This is a genomic window from Sphingopyxis sp. EU05-FHT14B03 (assembly GCF_058790875.1).
This window is the reverse complement of sequence record NZ_JBYTDC010000001.1, coordinates 1,268,174-1,283,939: the sequence shown is the minus strand read 5'-3', so window position 1 is coordinate 1,283,939 and position 15,766 is coordinate 1,268,174. Positions and strand designations below refer to the sequence as shown.

Sequence of the window (15,766 nt, the reverse complement as noted above, 5' to 3'; positions counted from 1 at the left end):
GGTCTAAACGAAGGACCTAAACAGGAGGTAAGCGATAGAAAATCAAAGCCATCCGGCGAGTTCGCGGCGGACGAGGCTTTCGAGCATCGCGAGGCCCGCGGCGCCGTCATTGAGGCAGGGGATGTACGCGAAACGGGTGCCGCCTGCGCTTTCGAACTGTTCCTTGCCGCGGATCGCCAGCTCTTCGAGCGTTTCGAGGCAGTCGGCGGCAAAGCCGGGGGCGAAGATCGCGACGCTTTTGCCTTCGCGGCCGAGGCGGGTGAGCACGGTGTCGGTCGCGGGTTCGAGCCATTTGGCGCGGCCGAAGCGTGACTGGAAGGCGGTCTCGACCGGGCGGCCGAGCGCTTCGGACAACAGGCGAGCGGTCTTGCGGCACTGGCAATGATAGGGGTCGCCGAGGTGCAGCGTGCGTTCGGGCATGCCGTGGAAGCTGGCGAGCAGGACGTCGGGGGCGAAATCGAGCGCGGCGAGGCCGGCCTCGAGCGTGGTTTTGAGCGCGCCGATATAGAGCGGATCGTCGGGATAGGGCGGCAGGACGCGCAACGCCGGCTGCCAGCGCAGGGTCGCGAGATGGCTGTTCACCGCATCGACGACGGTCGCGGTCGTCGCGGCGCAATATTGCGGATAGAGCGGCGCGATCAGGATGCGGCGGCACCCCGCGGCGAGCATCGCATCGAGCGTCGCGGCAATCGCGGGGTTGCCGTAGCGCATCGCATGTTCGACCAGCACGTCCGCACCGAGCGCGGCTTGCAGCGCGCGTGTCTGCCGCCGGGTGATCGCGGCGAGCGGCGAGCCTTCGTCGGTCCACACCTGTTGATAGGCATGCGCCGATTTTTTGGGCCGGGTGGTGAGGATGAGGCCGCGCAGGATCGGCTGCCAGAGGAGCTGCGGAATCTCGACGACGCGGCGGTCGGAGAGGAATTCGGCGAGATAGCGGCGCACCGACGGCGCGTCGGGGGCGTCGGGGGTGCCGAGGTTGACCAGCAGCACGCCGAGGCGCGGCGGCACGACCGGCGGATGATCGGTCGGCGCGGTCATAGCGGCAGCGCGGACAGCGGTATCCGCCGGACGCGGCGCCCGGTCGCGGCGTAGAGCGCGTTGGCGATCGCGGGGGCGACGACGGGGACGCCGATCTCGCCGAGCCCGCCGGGGTCGCGGTCGCTCTCGACGAATTCGACGATGATCTCGGGCGACTGCGACAGGCGCGGCAGGCCGAGCTGGCCGAGCTTGCGCGCGGTCGCGACCCCGCCCTCATAATCGGTGGTCGCGCCGACCGCGGCGGCGAGGCCGAAGATCAGCCCGCCCTCGATCTGTTGCCGCGCGATCGCCGGATTGACGAGGCGGCCGGCGTCGACGACCGCGACGAGCTGTTCGACCTGCAGCCCCTTTTCGCTCGGCCGCGCGGTCGCCATCAGCGCGATATGGCTGCCGCGCATGCTATGGCAGGCGAGGCCCTGCGCGGTGCCCGAAAGCATGCCCTCCCAGCCGCCGATGCTCGTCGCGGTGAGCAGGCAGCGCGCGAGCAACGGCTGCTCGCCGAGCATCGCCATCCGGTACGACAGCGCGTCGAGTTCGGCCTTTGCCGCCATTTCGTCGATGAAACATTCGGTGAAGAAGGCGGTGTAGCTGTCGGCATTGCCGCGCCAGCGCCCGGTCGGCAGGCCGATGTCGGCGGGGCAATGGTCGACCGCGAGGTGCGGGATGGCATAGCCGCTGGCCGCACCCTCGACCGCAACGGCATCCGAGGCGCCGGCGGCGGCACGCTGCGCGACGTCGGGCGATGTGTTCGAAAACAGCCGGTCGCGAAACTCGTGGGTGGTCGAGGGGACCGCGATGCGCGCGACGAGCGCGTCGATGCCGCCCGCGGCGTTCAGCGTCGCGACCATGCGCGCGCGCGCCGGGGGGCGGGGAATGTCGCGCATGATCTCCTCGGCGCGCGACCAGGCGAGCTGGACCGGGCGCTTGACCTGCCGCGCGATGATCGCCGCCTGTACCGCGACACTGTGATCGAGGCAGGCGTCGAACGAGCCGCCCGCCATCATCGGGAAAAGGGTAACGTCGCTTTCGGCAAGGCCGGTGGCAGCGGCGATCGCGGCGCGGCACTGGGCGGGAGCCTGTGTCGCGACCCAGACGCGCAGCCGGTCCCGGTCGGGCGCCGCGGTTGCGGTACGCGTCTCGATCGGGGCGTGGAGCGCGGGGGCGACCATATAGGTCGCGCCGATGCTGGTGCGGCCCTCCATCGCCGCCGACACGTCGCCCTTGTCGACGATGCGGTGGCGGTCGGCCTTGATCGCGGCGGCGAGCGCCTTGTCGATGCGTGTAGACGAGATCGGCGTGCCGGCGGTTTCGAAGACCGGGGCGAAGGCGTCGAGCGCGCGGTTCGCCGCCCACCAGTTGCGTGCGACCGCAGCGAGCCAGCGTTCATGCTCGACGACATAGAGCATGCCGGGCGAGGCGAGCCCCGCCTTGCGGTCGATGCTCTTGAGCCGCGTCGCGCCGAGCGGCCCTTGGCGGATCGACGCGAAGACCATGTCGGGCAGGCGGATATCGCCGGCATAATTGGCCGAGCCGTCGACCTTGGCGGGCAGGTCGAGGCGGATGACCTCCTTGCCATAGAGCGGATCGGCGCTGGCCGAGCGATAGACGGGGGTGGCGGGCGGTTCGAGCAGCGCCGCGGCGGCGGCGACCTCGGCGAAACGCAATTTCTTCGTGCCCAGCGTGACGAAGCCGTTCGCGGTGTCGCATTCCTCCCAGTTCGCATCCCAGCGCCGCGCCGCCGCCATCATCAGCAGCGCGCGCGCCTGCGCCGCAGCGTCGCGGCACGGCCCTTCGAACATTCGTACCGACGAGCTGTTGGCGGTGAGCATCACCGCGTGGCGCACCGCCCATTCGCGCCGCGCCCAGCTGCGCACGTCGGCGACCATGTCGGGTACGAGCGCGCGCGGGGTGAAGGTCGCGCTGTCCTCGTCGACCAGCAGCGTATTGGTATAGAGCGGGCTGATCGGCGCGGTTTCGACTGCGATCGTGCGCCAGTCGGCGCCGAGTTCGTCGGCGATGATCTGCGGCAGCAGGGTGGTGACGCCCTGTCCCATCTCGCATTGCGGGACGATGACGCTGACATGCCCGTCGTCGCCGATCTTGAGAAAGGCGTTGAAGATATGCTCGCCCTCGGCGGCGGTCAGGTTGGGGGCGTAATCGCGCGGCCAGACGCTCCATGCGAGCGCGAGGCCGCCCGCAGCGGTCGCGCCGACGAGCAGCGACCGGCGGCTGACGTGCGGCAGGCGCCGTTTCTTTGTGTCGATACTGTCGCGAATGCCCGCCATCGGGGATGCTGATAAGCGGCGCGAGTCTGGGAGGCAAAGGCTTTTGGTTTCCGTCTATCCTCCCTGTGCCCGGTGGGCATGGGGAGGTGGCAGCGCGGCGCGCTGACGGAGGGGCCGACGCCGTCAGGCGGCGGTGCGGCGCCGCGGCCCCTCCACCACCTTCGGTGGTCCCCCTCCCCATCGCTTCGCGACAAGGAGGAATGCTTCAGCTCACCAGCCCCACGGCGCCGGCGGCGGCGGACTCACCGGGCGGTCCCATGAAAAGCCGACGCGGAAGTGGCGGTTCGCGCGCTTCAGTTCATAGGCGAAGCCGAGCGGGGTGGTCTCCATCGCCCAGATGTTGGTCGTCGAGACGCTGCGGCCTGTCGCTTCGAACATCGCGATCGATTCGGCGTCGACCGGAAACTCCTGCCGGCTCGCGGTGCCGGGGGTGGCGGTGTCGCCGCCGTATAGCGTGACTTCGTCCTTCGAACCGTCGGCGTGGCGATGGTCGTGTTTCAGGCGCAGGCCGTTTCCGGTGCGGCTGACGATCCAGGTGCGCGAGCGGTCCCAGCCGCCGTCCGGACCCAGGCCGGCGATATGGAAGGGGATTTCGATGCGGTCGGGGGTGCAGCGGCGGATGTGCATGACCATCGCCTTGCCCTGCATATCGGCGTCGGCGGCCTCGTTCGTCTCGATCTTGCCGGCATAGGCCTGGCCGCAGCGCGCGGTGAGCGCGGCGAAAAACTGCTCCTGCGGATCGGTCGAAGCGGGGGTGGCGGCGCAGCCGGCGAGGGCGGATGCGGCGAGCAGCAGCGCGGCGACCCTCATTTCAGCAGCCCGAGGCGCGGGATCTCGATCTTGGGGCAGCGGTCCATCACGACCATCAGCCCGGCGGTGTCGGCGCGCCGCGCCGCGGCTTCGTCGATCACGCCGAGCTGCATCCACACCGCTTTCGCGCCATGGACGATCGCCTCGTCGACCGCGGCGCCAGCGTCGGCGCTGTTGCGGAAGATGTCGACCAGTTCGGCCGGGGGTTCGACGTCGGCGAGGGTGGCGACGACGGGGGCGCCGTGGATCGTCTTGCCCGCATGGCCGGGATTCACCGCGATCACGTCATGGCCCTGCGCGACGAGGAAGGCGAGAACGTGGTTCGAATCGCGTGCCGGGTTGGGCGAGGCGCCGACGACCGCGATGCGGCGCGGCTGGCCCAGAAGTTCGCGGATTTCGCCTTCGTCGTTGATCGCCATCATTTGCCCTTTCGCTGGTCGAGCCATTCGGCGACCTTCGCCGCTATCGCGTGGAACGGCTCGCCGAGCTTGTCGGTTCCGGCCGCCGGCGGCACCCCGCCGTCGCTGGCGAGGCGGATGCCCATCGACAGCGGTACGCGGCCGAGGAAGTCGAGCCCCATCGTCTTTGCCGCCGCCTCGGCGCCGCCGCTGCCGAACGGGTCGCTGACTTCGCCGCAATGCGGGCAGGCGTAACCCGCCATATTCTCGACCAGCCCGATCAGCGGCACGTCGGCCTGTTCGAAGAAGGCGATCGCGCGCGTCGCGTCCATCAGCGCGAGGTCCTGCGGGGTCGAGATGATCACCGCGCCCGCGGGCTTGTGTTTCTGGATCATCGTCAGCTGGACGTCGCCGGTGCCCGGCGGCAGGTCGACGATCAGCGTGTCGATGTCTCCCCAGCTCGCGTCGACGAGCTGTTCGAGCGCCTTGCCCGCCATCGGACCGCGCCAGGCGATCGCCTGCCCCGGCGCGGCGATCTGTCCGGTCGACAGCATCGGCACGCCATAGGCGTTGGGAACGGGGATCAGCTTGGGTCCGCGCGCTTCGGGCTTGACGCCCTCGCTGTCCATCAGGCGCGGCTGCGACGGGCCATAGATGTCGGCATCGACGAGGCCGACCTTGACGCCCAATCGGCGGAGCGCGACCGCGAGATTGGCGGCGAGGGTCGATTTGCCGACCCCGCCCTTGCCGCTGCCGACCGCGATGATGGTCAGTCCCTTGCGCTCGGCGGTCATCGCGACGCGGACGCTGGTGACGCCGGGGCGCGCGAGCAGGCCGGCGCGCAGCTTGTCCTCGAGCGGTTTGCGTTCGTCCACGTCGAGGCCGGTGACGTCGAGGACGATCGCGAGCGTGCCCTCCTCGTCGAGGAATTTGAGTCCCGAGGTGCGCCCCCCGGTCAGGTCGGTGGCGATGCTGGCGAGCGGAGCGGTGTCGGTCATGTCGGTGGCAGATAGGCATGGCGGACATGATTGCCAGCCATTTTCGCGCGCACCCCCTGTTAATCGCGCCCGCGCCCCCTATAAAAGCCCCATGAGCAACGACAATAGTGACGGTATGGGACGCCGCGCCCCCGGGGGTCTGCGGCAATTTTTCCACCAGATCGCCGCGATGGCGAACAGCCCGTGGGGGCCCAAGGGCGGCGACGACGGCAAGGGAAGCGGCGGTGGCGGCGACAAGAAGCCGGGGCCGCGCAACCCGTGGGTCAGCCCCGACCCGGTCGATATCAACCGCGCGCGCAAGCCGCGCGGCCCCTCGGCGCTCGACGAGCTGCTGCGCAAGGGGCGCGGCAGCTTTGGCGGTGGCGGTGGCGGTGACGGCAATGGCGGCGGCGGCAACATCAACTTCGGCGATTCGGCGAAGCTGTGGAAATGGGGCGTGCTTGGCGTCGTCGCGATCTGGGCGATCTTTTCGTCGTTCCACATCGTGCCGCCCGAAAAAGAGGGCGTCGTCACCCGGCTCGGCAGCTATTCGCGGACCGTCGGTCCGGGCGTCAAACTCACCTGGCCGGCGCCGATCGAACGCATCAAGCTGGAGGACGTCCGCGCCATTCGCACCATGGCGATCGGTTCGCCCAACGCGACCGACGAGAATTTCGTGCTGACCCGCGACCAGAGCATCGTCGACCTCGCCTATGAGGTCCGCTGGTCGGTGCGCGACCCCGAGCTGTATTTTTTCCAGCTCGCCGATCCCGACGGCACGATCCGCGAAGTTGCCGAAAGCGCGATGCGCGCGACGGTCGCCAATTTCGACCTCGTCCAGGCGATCGGCCCGGGGCGCGTCGAGATCGAGTCGCAGGTGCAGCAGCGGATGCAGGATTTGCTCAACCAGTATCGGTCGGGCGTGCTGATTCAGGGCATCGCGATCCGCCAGGTCGACCCGCCGAGCCAGGTCGATGAGGCGTTCAAGGAGGTCACCGCAGCGCGGCAGGAACGCGAATCGGCGATCAACCTCGCGCGCGCCTATCAGCAGCAGGTGCTCGAACGCGCCCGCGGCGACACCTCGGCCTTCGACAAGATCTATGAACAGTACAAGCTGTCGCCGCAGGTCACGCGCCAGCGCCTCTATTATGAAACGATGGAGGCTGTTCTGTCGAACGTCGACAAGACGATCGTCGAGCCGCGCGGGGTGACCCCCTATCTGCCGCTCAACGAGGTACAGAAACGGACGGCCCCTGCCGCGCCCACGCCCGCGACGAAGGGAGCCCAGTGATGTTCGACAGCCTGTTCCAACGCCCGATGCGGCCGCTGATCGCCATCATCGTCCTGCTCCTCATCCTGTCGCAGTCGCTGGCGATCGTGCCCGAAGACAAGCAGGCGCTGATCCTGCGCTTCGGCGAGATCGAGCGCACGGTGAACCGGTACAAGCCGAACGAGGATTTCGGACGCTCGGGCGCCGGTCTCGTCCTGCGCGTGCCGTTCACCGACGGCATCCAGTATATCGACAAGCGCATCCTCGGCGTGAACATGGAGCGCCAGCAGGTGCTCTCGACCGACCAGCAAAGGCTGCAGGTCGACGCCTTCGCGCGCTTCCGCATCACCAACCCGGTGCGTATGTACACCGCGATCCGCACCGAGGATAAATTGCAGGCACAGCTTGCAACGATCCTCGGCTCTTCGCTGCGCAACGAACTTGGCAAGCGGACCTTTGCGACCTTGCTGTCGCCCGAACGCGGCGCGGTGATGGACAATATCCAGGTCGCGCTGAACCGCGAGGCGCAGAAATATGGCGCCGAGATCATCGACGTGCGGATCAAGCGCGCCGACCTGCCCGAGGGCGCGACGCTCGAGGCGGCGTACAACCGCATGCGCACCGCGCGCCAGCAGGAGGCGATCTCGATCCGCGCCGAAGGGCAGAAGGAAGCGCAGATCATCCGCGGCAGCGCCGATGGCGAAGCGGCGCGCATCTATGCCGAAAGCTTTGGCAAGGATCCCGAATTCTATGATTTCTACCGCGCGATGCAGAGCTATCGTTCGACCTTCCTGGGCGAAAACAACCAGGGCGGGACGTCGATCATCCTGTCGCCCGACAATGAATATCTGCGCCGGTTTCGGGGTAACTGAACCCTGAGCCGGACGGCGGATGAACGGGACGGTAAAGCGCCGTTCATGTTCAATCACCGTTCAGCCAAGGGGCAGCAGACCACCGTCGCCGGGGTAAGAGAGTTTTCGTAAGAGAAGGAATTTCGATCGTGCGTTATGTTTACGGCATCACTTCGGCTTTGCTGGCGGGTGGCACGGCGCTGGCGCTGGTCACCCAGTCCCCCGTCGGCGCGCAGGTCGCGCAGAATGAATCGAGCGAAATCGCCAAGGTCGTGCCGCGGTCGGGCGCCCCCGAAAGCTTCGCCGACCTGGTCGAGCAATTGCAGCCCGCGGTGGTCAATATCGCGACCAAGCAGGAGGTCACCCTCGGCGTCCGGCTCAATCCGTTCGCGGGCACCCGCGAGCCGATCACCCAGGAACAGCAGGGCGGCGGATCGGGCTTCCTGATCTCGACCGACGGCTATATCGTCACCAACAACCACGTCATCTCGGGCGGTCCGCGCGGCGAGGCGGTGAACGAGGTTACGGTCACGCTGACCAACAGCAAGGAATATAAGGCGAAGATCGTCGGCCGCGACGTCGCGTCGGACCTCGCCTTGCTCAAGATCGACGCGACGGGCCTGCCCTTCGTCAAATTCGCCACCGGCAGCGACGCGCGCGTCGGCGACTGGGTGGTCGCCATCGGCAACCCGCTCGGGCTCGGCTCGACGGTGACCGCGGGCATCATCTCGGCGGTGCAGCGCAACCTGGGGCAGGGCGGCGCCTATGACCGCTATATCCAGACCGATACCGCGATCAACCGCGGCAATTCGGGCGGGCCCTTGTTCGATCTGCAGGGCAATGTCGTCGGCATCAACAACATGCTGATCTCGCCGGTCGGCGCCAATATCGGCGTCAATTTCGCGATCCCCGCCGACGCCGCGATTCCGGTGATCGACGCGCTGAAGGCCGGCCAGGCGGTCGAACGCGGCTACCTCGGCATCGGGATCACCCCGGTCGACGAGGATATGGCGGCGGCGCTGGGCCTGCCCAAGGACCGCGGCGAGCGCATCGGGCGCATCGAACCGGGCGAGGCGGGCGAAAAGGCCGGGCTGAAGCGCGGCGACGTGGTGACCAAGGTCAATGGCAAAGAGGTCTCGCCGCAGCAGACGCTGTCGTACATCGTCGCGCGGGTCAAACCCGGCACGCGCATCCCGCTCGAGGTGATCCGCGACGGCAAGACGATGACGCTGAACGCGGTGGTCGGCACGCGGCCGGCCGCGGCGGATCAGGCCCCGAGCACCTTCGATCCCGAGGACGAACAGGCGACGCCGGACGATCCGACGGGTGCCGCCGACACCGCGCTCCAGACCGAACTGGGCCTTGCGGTGCTGCCGCTGACCGCCGACATCGCGCGCGCGGTGGGCGTCGACGCCGGCACCAAGGGGCTGGTGATCGGGTCGGTCTCGGCGAACAGCGATGCCGGGCGCAAGGGGCTTCGCCGCGGCGACGTGATCCTGAGCGCGGGCACCGCGCGCACCGCGGTGCTGACCAGCGATGCGCTGGCCAAGGTCGTAGCCGACACCAAGGCGGCGGGCCGCGATGCGGTGCTGGTGGAAATCCTCCGCCGCGGCGGTCCTTCGGGGGATGTCGCGCTGCGGCTGAAAAAATAATCTTCTCCCCTTCGCCGAAGGGGAAGAGGCTTGAAAGCGGGCGTTGCGACCTCATCGGTCCGGCGCTCGTTTTTCTTTGCGCGCGCCGGATAATGTTCCTATTATGTTCCTTCAACGAGTCGGGAGAAGAATGATGATCGGATATGTGACGCTCGGCACCCACGACCTTGCGAAGGCGGCGGTGTTTTATGACGCGATCGCGGCGGAACTGGAGACGCCGCGGATGATGGAGTTCGAGACCTTCATCGCGTGGGGCAAGCCCGGCGGCGGTGCGGGGATCGGACTGACCAAGCCGTTCGACGGCAATGCCGCGAGCGTCGGCAACGGTGTGATGGTCGCGCTCGAGGCGAAAGACCAGGAGCAGGTGCATCGGCTCTATGACATCGCGATCGCCAACGGCGGCACCTGCGAAGGCCCCCCGGGACCGCGCGGCGAGGGTTTCTACGCGGGCTATTTTCGCGATCTCGACGGCAACAAGCTCAACGCCTTTGTGATGGGATGATGGGCCGCCGCCGCCGGACGTGATAGTCCTCTCCCACCAGCGTGGGAGAGGATCGAATGACGGCAAGCAAGGCGAATCAGGATGCGGGGCGAACGGCGGGCGGACCGCATTATTCGCCCTTCGTCATCGCGGGTGGTTTCATCTTCGTGTCGGGGCAGCTGCCGCTGTTGCCCGGACGCGACACCGCGCTGGCGTCCGCGCCGTTCGCGGCGCAGGTCGAGCAGGCCTTGCACAACCTGGAAACCGTGCTCGCGGATGCGGGCGCCGGGCTGGCGCAGGTGGTCAAGACCACCCTCTATCTCAGCGATATCGACGACTGGGGCGAGGTCGATGCAATTTACGCACGCGTCTTCGGCACGAACCGGCCGGCGCGCAGCGTGGTACCGACCGGGCCGCTGCACTTCGGCTTTCGCATCGAGATCGAGGCGATCGCGGTAGCGTGACGCCGGCTGGACGAGCGTTGGCGGGCGTGATGGCGGTTCCGGGGTGGGAAGCGGGTGACAGCTTTCCACGCGAAAGGGATGCTTCGGGCCGCTTCCACGATTTCCGGCCATCGAAGCACGCGTGCGCCACCAGATATTCCGGTCCGCACGGGCGCTGCGAGATGGTCGGTGTGACACCGTTCCCGTGCGCCTCCCGCTCAACTGACGAATAATATCGTAAAAACAAGGAGGTGGCTTGTTGTCTCCGGTCATGGTAGCTTGACGGCAGGCGCAAACAAACCGCCCGTCGGACATATGTCCGGCGGCGAACGGGCCGATCTCTTCCCAAACCGTCGACCCGCTCGCTTCGCCAGCACGAGGCCCATGACCATGATAAACGCCCAAGAGGTTGCCGCGTCCCTGACGGACGGACAACGACGTCGTCTGTTGGCGCTCTTCGCCGAAAGGAAGGCGCAGCCGTGGGAGGAGGGCGATGACGAACTCAAGGGACGACGGCTCGTCCATTGTTTCCGGCAGGACCGTGGCGGCGAACGGACCGAGCTGAACAATTCGGGCTGGTCGGTCGCCATGCTGCTCGACCGCCCCGCCGCCTGAAACGTCGCGAGACGGGCAGGGCCACAGCTGCCGATCGTCCTCTCCGGCCGATGACAGCAGCGCGGTTGCCGATTGCCTGTCCACGCCCCGCGTTCTAGACCAGCAGGCAGGTTCGGATAGCGGAGGACAGCGAGTGAGCGACGGCAGCACGGCGAGTGAAATCTATATCGGCCTCGGCGGCGGCGGCGCCCCCGACGGGCCGCGCCAGTCGCTGGTGCTCAAGCGCGCCAACCGGCACGGGCTGATCGCCGGGGCGACCGGCACCGGCAAGACGGTGACGCTGCAGGGGCTGGCCGAGGGGTTTTCGGCGGTCGGCGTTCCGGTGTTCGTCGCCGATGTGAAGGGCGACCTCGCCGGCCTGGCGATGGCGGGCAGCCCGACGTCGAAGATGCACGAGATTTTCGCCGCGCGCGCCGCCGAGATCGGCGACAGCGAATGGGCGTATCGCGACAATCCGGTGATCTTCTGGGACCTGTTCGGCGAACAGGGGCACCCGGTGCGCACGACGATTTCTGAAATGGGACCGCTGTTGCTCGCGCGGTTGATGGGGCTGAACGAGGTGCAGGAGGGGGTACTCGCGATCGCCTTCCGGGTCGCCGACGAACAGAATCTGCTGCTGCTCGATTTGGGCGACTTGCAGGCGATGCTGGCCTGGTGCGCGCAGAATGCCGACGAGCTGACCGTCAAATATGGCAATGTGTCGAAGGCCACCGTGGGCACGATCCAGCGGCAGTTGCTGACGCTCGAAAGCCAGGGCGGCGCGAACTTCTTCGGCGAGCCCGCGCTCGACATCCAGGACATGATCCGCACCGACGAAAACGGACGCGGCTACGTCAACATCCTCGCCGCCGACAAGTTGATGGCGAGCCCCAAGCTCTATGCGACCTTCCTGCTCTGGCTACTCAGCGAGATGTTCGAGACGCTGCCCGAGATCGGCGACCCCGACAAGCCGAAGCTCGTCTTCTTCTTCGACGAGGCGCATCTGCTGTTCGACGATGCGCCGCCGGCGCTCGCCGAAAAGATCGAACAGGTGGTCCGGCTGATCCGTTCCAAGGGCGTCGGCGTCTATTTCGTCACCCAGAACCCGATCGACGTTCCCGAGGATGTCGCGGGCCAGCTCGGCAATCGCGTCCAGCACGCGCTGCGCGCCTTCACTCCGCGCGACCAGAAGGCGGTGAAGGCCGCCGCCGACACCTTCCGCCCCAATCCCAAGGTCGACGTCGCGCGCGAGATCACCGAACTGAAGGTCGGCGAGGCGCTCGTCTCGCTGTTGATGGCCGACGGCGCGCCGTCGCCGGTCGAGCGCACGCTGATCAAGCCGCCCTGCTCGCGTGCCGGCCCGCTCGACGCCAAGGAGCGCGCGATCATCAAGTCGATCTCGCCGGTCGAGGGCAAATACGACACGGCGGTCAACCGCGAGAGCGCCGAGGAACTGCTCGCCGCCAAGGCCGACCAGGCGCAGGCCGCCGCGATCGAAGCCAAGGCGCAGGACGAGGCCGACAAACAGGCTGCGATCGCCGCCAAGGAAGAGGCGAAGCGCAAGGTCGCCGAGGAGAAGGTGCGGCTGCAGCAGGAGAAGGTCGCGGCGCGCGAGGCCGCGAAGCCGAGCTTCGCCGAGAAGATGGTCGAATCGGCGGCGCGGTCGGCGGCGACCAATATCGGACGGCAGGTCGCGGGCAAATTCGGCGGCCAGTTGATGCGCGGCATTTTGGGCAGCCTGTTCAAATGAGCCGGACCGATGCCGCGGCGATGGAGGCGAGCCTGATCGCCGTCGCCGACGCCGGCATCGATATCCGCATCGCGCTGTTCGACCGCTTCTTTGCCGCTTTTCCCGAGCGGCGCGCCGATTTCATCTCGGTCGACGCGGCGTCGCGGCGGATGACCGACGAGACGCTGCAGATGATGTTCGGGGTCGCGTCGGGCGAAGCGTGGGTGTGGCCGCTCGTCGCCGAGCTGGTGTTCACCCACCGCAGCTATGGTGCCTTGCCGATCGCCGAATATGACGCGTTCATCGACATGACGGTGACCGAGCTGGGGGCCGCGGCGGGCGGTGCATGGAGCGCCGATTGTGCCGCGGCATGGACGCGGAGCGCCGACGCGCTCAAAGCGATGATCCGCAAGGCGCGCGCCGAGTGGAAGAGCGCGATGCCCGCGGGCGCGCCGCAGCTGGCCGAGTAAGCACCCGTCGCTCCCGTAAAGGCGGGAATGACGGGTGGAACTTATCCCTATTTGCCCTTGAGCCAGCTGGCGATTTCGCCCTTGATGCGCGGGCGGCTGACGCTGCGTTCGGTCAGCGTCGCGATCACCTTGTCATAGGGTTTGCGGACGTCGGCGGGCAGGTCCGCCGCGATTCCCTGAAGCCTGGCGATCATCGCGGGGTCGTGTGACGCCGCGGCGAGTCCAGCGAGGAAACGCGCGCGCGCCGACGCGTCGATCAGCCGGTCGACCGCCGCCTGATTCGCCTGGACGAAATCGACCGCCGATTCGGGATGGTTGGCGGCGACCGCGCCGATGATCGACGCGCTGACGGTCTCGCCGGGTTCGGCGGTCAGCGCGAGATCGAGCGCGCGGCGGGCGAGCGCCGCATCCTTGGCCGAGCCGAGCAAGGTGTAGAAGGTGCTGCGTTCGACCGCCGATTTCGACGCCTTGGCGAGCGCGCGCAACCGGGTCCAGTCGGCGTCGGTCGCGTTGGTCGCGACGATGCCGAGCCAGCGCGCCTTGAGCGGGCCGTCGAGCGCGGCAGGGTTGCCGTCGAGCAGCGCGAAGCGGCGCCGGGCCTCGGCGAGCACCCTGGCATCGCCCATCGCGCCGAGCGCGGCGAGCAGGTCCGAGCGCAGCACGCTGTCGAGCGCGGGTTCGCCGGCGCGCGGTTCGAAGCCGAGCCGCCGCATCGACGGGTCGAGCACCGCGCCGGCCAGGACGGCGATGCGTTTCTGGACCGCGGGCTGATCGTCGAACATCGTATAGAGCGTCTGGTAGCGGCCGGCGACGTCGCCGATCACCTTCTGGCTCGCGCCCTGCGGGGTGGCGGCGAGCAGGTCGAGCGCGGCGCCCATCGGCTGATAGCCCGCGTTCGCGAGCGCGAAATTGTCGCCGAGCAGCCCAAGCTGGTCGATCGGTGCGAGCGACGCAAAGCGGCCGCGCAGCGCGGCGAGCGCGGCGGGCGAATAGAGGGTGCGGTAATAGCCCGCCTGTCCGGCGTTGATCAGCACCGCGCCGCAGCCGGGCAGCGTCAGCGTCCCCGCGCCGCCCGCGATCACCTGCCGCGCGACCGCGCCTTCCCCCGCGCGGGCGAGCACCGGCACCTGCCAGCGGCGGCCCTCGGCCTCGATACCGTCCTTGCGGTCGCGCGAAAATTCGCCCTGGGTCAGCTGGACCGTCGTCCGGTCGCCGGCGCAGGTCATACCGCCGACGCGCAGCAGCGGGATTCCCGGCTGGTTGGTGAAATCATGCGCGATCGCGGTGAGGCCCTTGGCGCCCGCGACCTCGACCGCGTTCCACAAATCGTCGGTGCGCGTGTTCGCATATTTGTGCTGCGCCATATAGGTGCGCAGCCCGTCGCGCCACACATCCTCGCCGGCATAGGATTCGAGCATGGTGATGACGGCTTCGCCCTTTTGGTAGGCGATCGCATCGAACGCCTGGTTGGTGTCCTCGACGGTGCGGATTTTCTGGACCACCGGGTGCGTCGTCGCGAAGGCGTCGAGCCCCATCGCGCGCTCGCGGCCGTCGACGCGGTCGAGCAACGGTTGCCAGTCGGGGTGGAAATGGTCGCTCGCCTTGGTCTCCATCCAGCTCGCGAAGCCTTCGTTGAGCCACAAATCGTCCCACCAGGCCATGGTGACGAGGTCGCCGAACCATTGGTGCGCGACCTCATGCGCCTGCGTCGAATAGATTTGCTGCCGCGTCGCTTCGCTGGTGATCGTCGGATCGTCGAGCAGGATGCGTTCGAAGGTGAAGATCGCGCCCCAATTTTCCATCGCGCCGAAAAACTGCGACTGGCCGGGGCCGGCGACATTGTCGAGCTTGGGGAGAGGATAGGGCTGGCCGAAATAGTCGCTGTAGTAAGTGAGCAGCGGGCCGAGGCTGTCGAGCGCGAAGCGCGCCTGTTCGCCCGACCCCTTGGGCGAGACGATGCCGACTTCGGCGCCGCTTTCGCTCTTTGCCGCGAGCCGCTCGAAATCGCCGGTCGCGAAGAACAGCAGATAGGAGGACATTTTGGGCGAGGTGGCGAAGGTCACCTTCTTGAGTCCGCCCGCCAGCGGGGTTTCGCTCGTCGCGGGCATGTTGCTCACCGCGAGGTCGGCCTGCGGAACGATCGCCGACAGGGTGAAGGTCGCCTTATAGCTCGGTTCGTCGAAGCTGGGGACGAAGCGCCGCGCGTCGGGCGCCTCGAACTGGGTGAACAGCCCGCGCACCTCGGCGCCGCTGACCTTGTCGGGATAATCGAGCGCGAACAGCCCGTTCGCCTGGGTGCCGATGATGCCCTTGTAATGCGTGATGAGGCGGTAGGTGCCGGCGTCGAGCGGGACGGGCGCGATGAAGGTTACCGTCTGCGCCTCGGTATCGGTCGACGCGATCAGCGGGATCGGCTCGCCGGTCCCGTCGGCGCGGGTCAGGCTGGCATCGACGACATCGAGGTCGAGCGCGTTCATCACGATACCATTGGCGCTTTCGTAGAGTTCGAGGTCGATCGTCGCCGCGCCGGTGAAGGTCAGCGCTTTGGCGTCGGGGGTGACGCTGATGTCGTAGTGCAGGGGCCGCGCGCTGCGCGGCAGCTGGCTCGGGATGTCGGCGGCGAGCGGCGCGCCGGTGAAGGCGGGCGGTGTCGCGGCGGGCGCGGCGGCGACCGGCGCGATTCCCGGCTGGGCGGCGCAGGCGGCGAGGCCGAGCGACGAGACGGCGGCGACAAGCAGATGACGGTGCGATGTTTTCATGATGGCGAT

General features: G+C 67.9%; 14 protein-coding genes and 1 pseudogene. 8 read left to right on the top strand and 7 right to left on the bottom strand.

Translation table 11 applies throughout. The features are described 5' to 3' along the window. Positions 1-42: 42 nt before the first annotated feature. The 6 genes and pseudogenes from hemH to AC3WS4_RS06270 all read right to left on the bottom strand — a co-directional run bounded on the left by hemH (position 43) and on the right by AC3WS4_RS06270 (position 5,529). Entirely contained in the window at positions 43-1,038 is a 996-nt protein-coding gene (gene hemH / locus AC3WS4_RS06295) for a ferrochelatase (RefSeq protein ID WP_492735673.1), read from the bottom strand. Beyond that, positions 1,035-2,702, bottom strand: coding sequence for a xanthine dehydrogenase family protein molybdopterin-binding subunit (locus AC3WS4_RS06290; RefSeq protein WP_492742727.1), 1,668 nt, complete (start codon positions 2,700-2,702; stop codon positions 1,035-1,037). The genes hemH and AC3WS4_RS06290 overlap by 4 nt, the downstream gene beginning before the upstream one ends. 318 nt (positions 2,703-3,020) lie before the next feature. After that, positions 3,021-3,323 (bottom strand): annotated as a pseudogene (locus AC3WS4_RS06285) (molybdopterin cofactor-binding domain-containing protein); the annotation flags it as partial. A 210-nt stretch (positions 3,324-3,533) separates the two neighbouring features. Then, positions 3,534-4,133: a hypothetical protein gene (locus tag AC3WS4_RS06280; RefSeq protein WP_492735675.1), complete on the bottom strand. Its 600-nt coding sequence runs from the start codon at positions 4,131-4,133 to the stop codon at positions 3,534-3,536. Beyond that, positions 4,130-4,552: a CoA-binding protein gene (locus AC3WS4_RS06275; RefSeq protein ID WP_492736614.1), complete on the bottom strand. Its 423-nt coding sequence runs from the start codon at positions 4,550-4,552 to the stop codon at positions 4,130-4,132. Before AC3WS4_RS06275 ends, AC3WS4_RS06280 begins: the two co-directional genes overlap by 4 nt. After that, positions 4,552-5,529 carry an Mrp/NBP35 family ATP-binding protein gene (locus tag AC3WS4_RS06270; RefSeq protein WP_187142056.1) on the bottom strand — a complete coding sequence of 326 codons (978 nt, stop codon included), beginning with the start codon at positions 5,527-5,529 and terminating at the stop codon, positions 4,552-4,554. The genes AC3WS4_RS06275 and AC3WS4_RS06270 overlap by 1 nt, the downstream gene beginning before the upstream one ends. Before the next feature lie 91 nt (positions 5,530-5,620). Here AC3WS4_RS06270 and hflK point away from each other — a divergent pair, with 91 nt between their 5' ends. The 8 genes from hflK (at position 5,621) to AC3WS4_RS06230 (ending at position 12,998) form a co-directional block, all read left to right on the top strand. Then, complete coding sequence (gene hflK / locus AC3WS4_RS06265; RefSeq protein WP_492735677.1) at positions 5,621-6,799, top strand: protease modulator HflK; 1,179 nt, start codon at positions 5,621-5,623, stop codon at positions 6,797-6,799. Next, positions 6,799-7,650, top strand: a complete 852-nt coding sequence (hflC, locus tag AC3WS4_RS06260) for a protease modulator HflC (RefSeq protein WP_056344513.1) — start codon at positions 6,799-6,801, stop codon at positions 7,648-7,650. Before hflK ends, hflC begins: the two co-directional genes overlap by 1 nt. 128 nt (positions 7,651-7,778) lie before the next feature. Beyond that, on the top strand, positions 7,779-9,281 hold the full coding sequence (locus tag AC3WS4_RS06255; RefSeq protein WP_056344509.1) for a trypsin-like peptidase domain-containing protein: 1,503 nt from the start codon (positions 7,779-7,781) through the stop codon (positions 9,279-9,281). Positions 9,282-9,414: 133 nt separating this feature from the next. Further along, positions 9,415-9,783: a VOC family protein gene (locus AC3WS4_RS06250; protein WP_056347050.1), complete on the top strand. Its 369-nt coding sequence runs from the start codon at positions 9,415-9,417 to the stop codon at positions 9,781-9,783. Positions 9,784-9,839: 56 nt separating this feature from the next. Continuing rightward, positions 9,840-10,226 (top strand): RidA family protein, encoded by a 387-nt coding sequence (locus AC3WS4_RS06245; RefSeq protein ID WP_492735680.1) that lies wholly within the window; start codon positions 9,840-9,842, stop codon positions 10,224-10,226. 426 nt (positions 10,227-10,652) lie between these two features. Beyond that, a complete protein-coding gene (locus AC3WS4_RS06240) occupies positions 10,653-10,820 on the top strand; it encodes a hypothetical protein (protein WP_187142053.1) in 168 nt (55 codons plus the stop codon). A 133-nt stretch (positions 10,821-10,953) separates the two neighbouring features. Beyond that, the gene (locus AC3WS4_RS06235; protein ID WP_056344502.1) at positions 10,954-12,549 is read left to right on the top strand and encodes a helicase HerA-like domain-containing protein; all 1,596 of its coding nucleotides are present in this window, start codon (positions 10,954-10,956) and stop codon (positions 12,547-12,549) included. Then, positions 12,546-12,998: a hypothetical protein gene (locus AC3WS4_RS06230; RefSeq protein WP_492735683.1), complete on the top strand. Its 453-nt coding sequence runs from the start codon at positions 12,546-12,548 to the stop codon at positions 12,996-12,998. Before AC3WS4_RS06235 ends, AC3WS4_RS06230 begins: the two co-directional genes overlap by 4 nt. 47 nt (positions 12,999-13,045) lie before the next feature. On the opposite strand, the gene AC3WS4_RS06225 is transcribed toward AC3WS4_RS06230, so the two are convergent. Continuing rightward, positions 13,046-15,757, bottom strand: a complete 2,712-nt coding sequence (locus AC3WS4_RS06225; RefSeq protein WP_492735685.1) for a M1 family metallopeptidase — start codon at positions 15,755-15,757, stop codon at positions 13,046-13,048. Positions 15,758-15,766 lie beyond the last annotated feature (9 nt).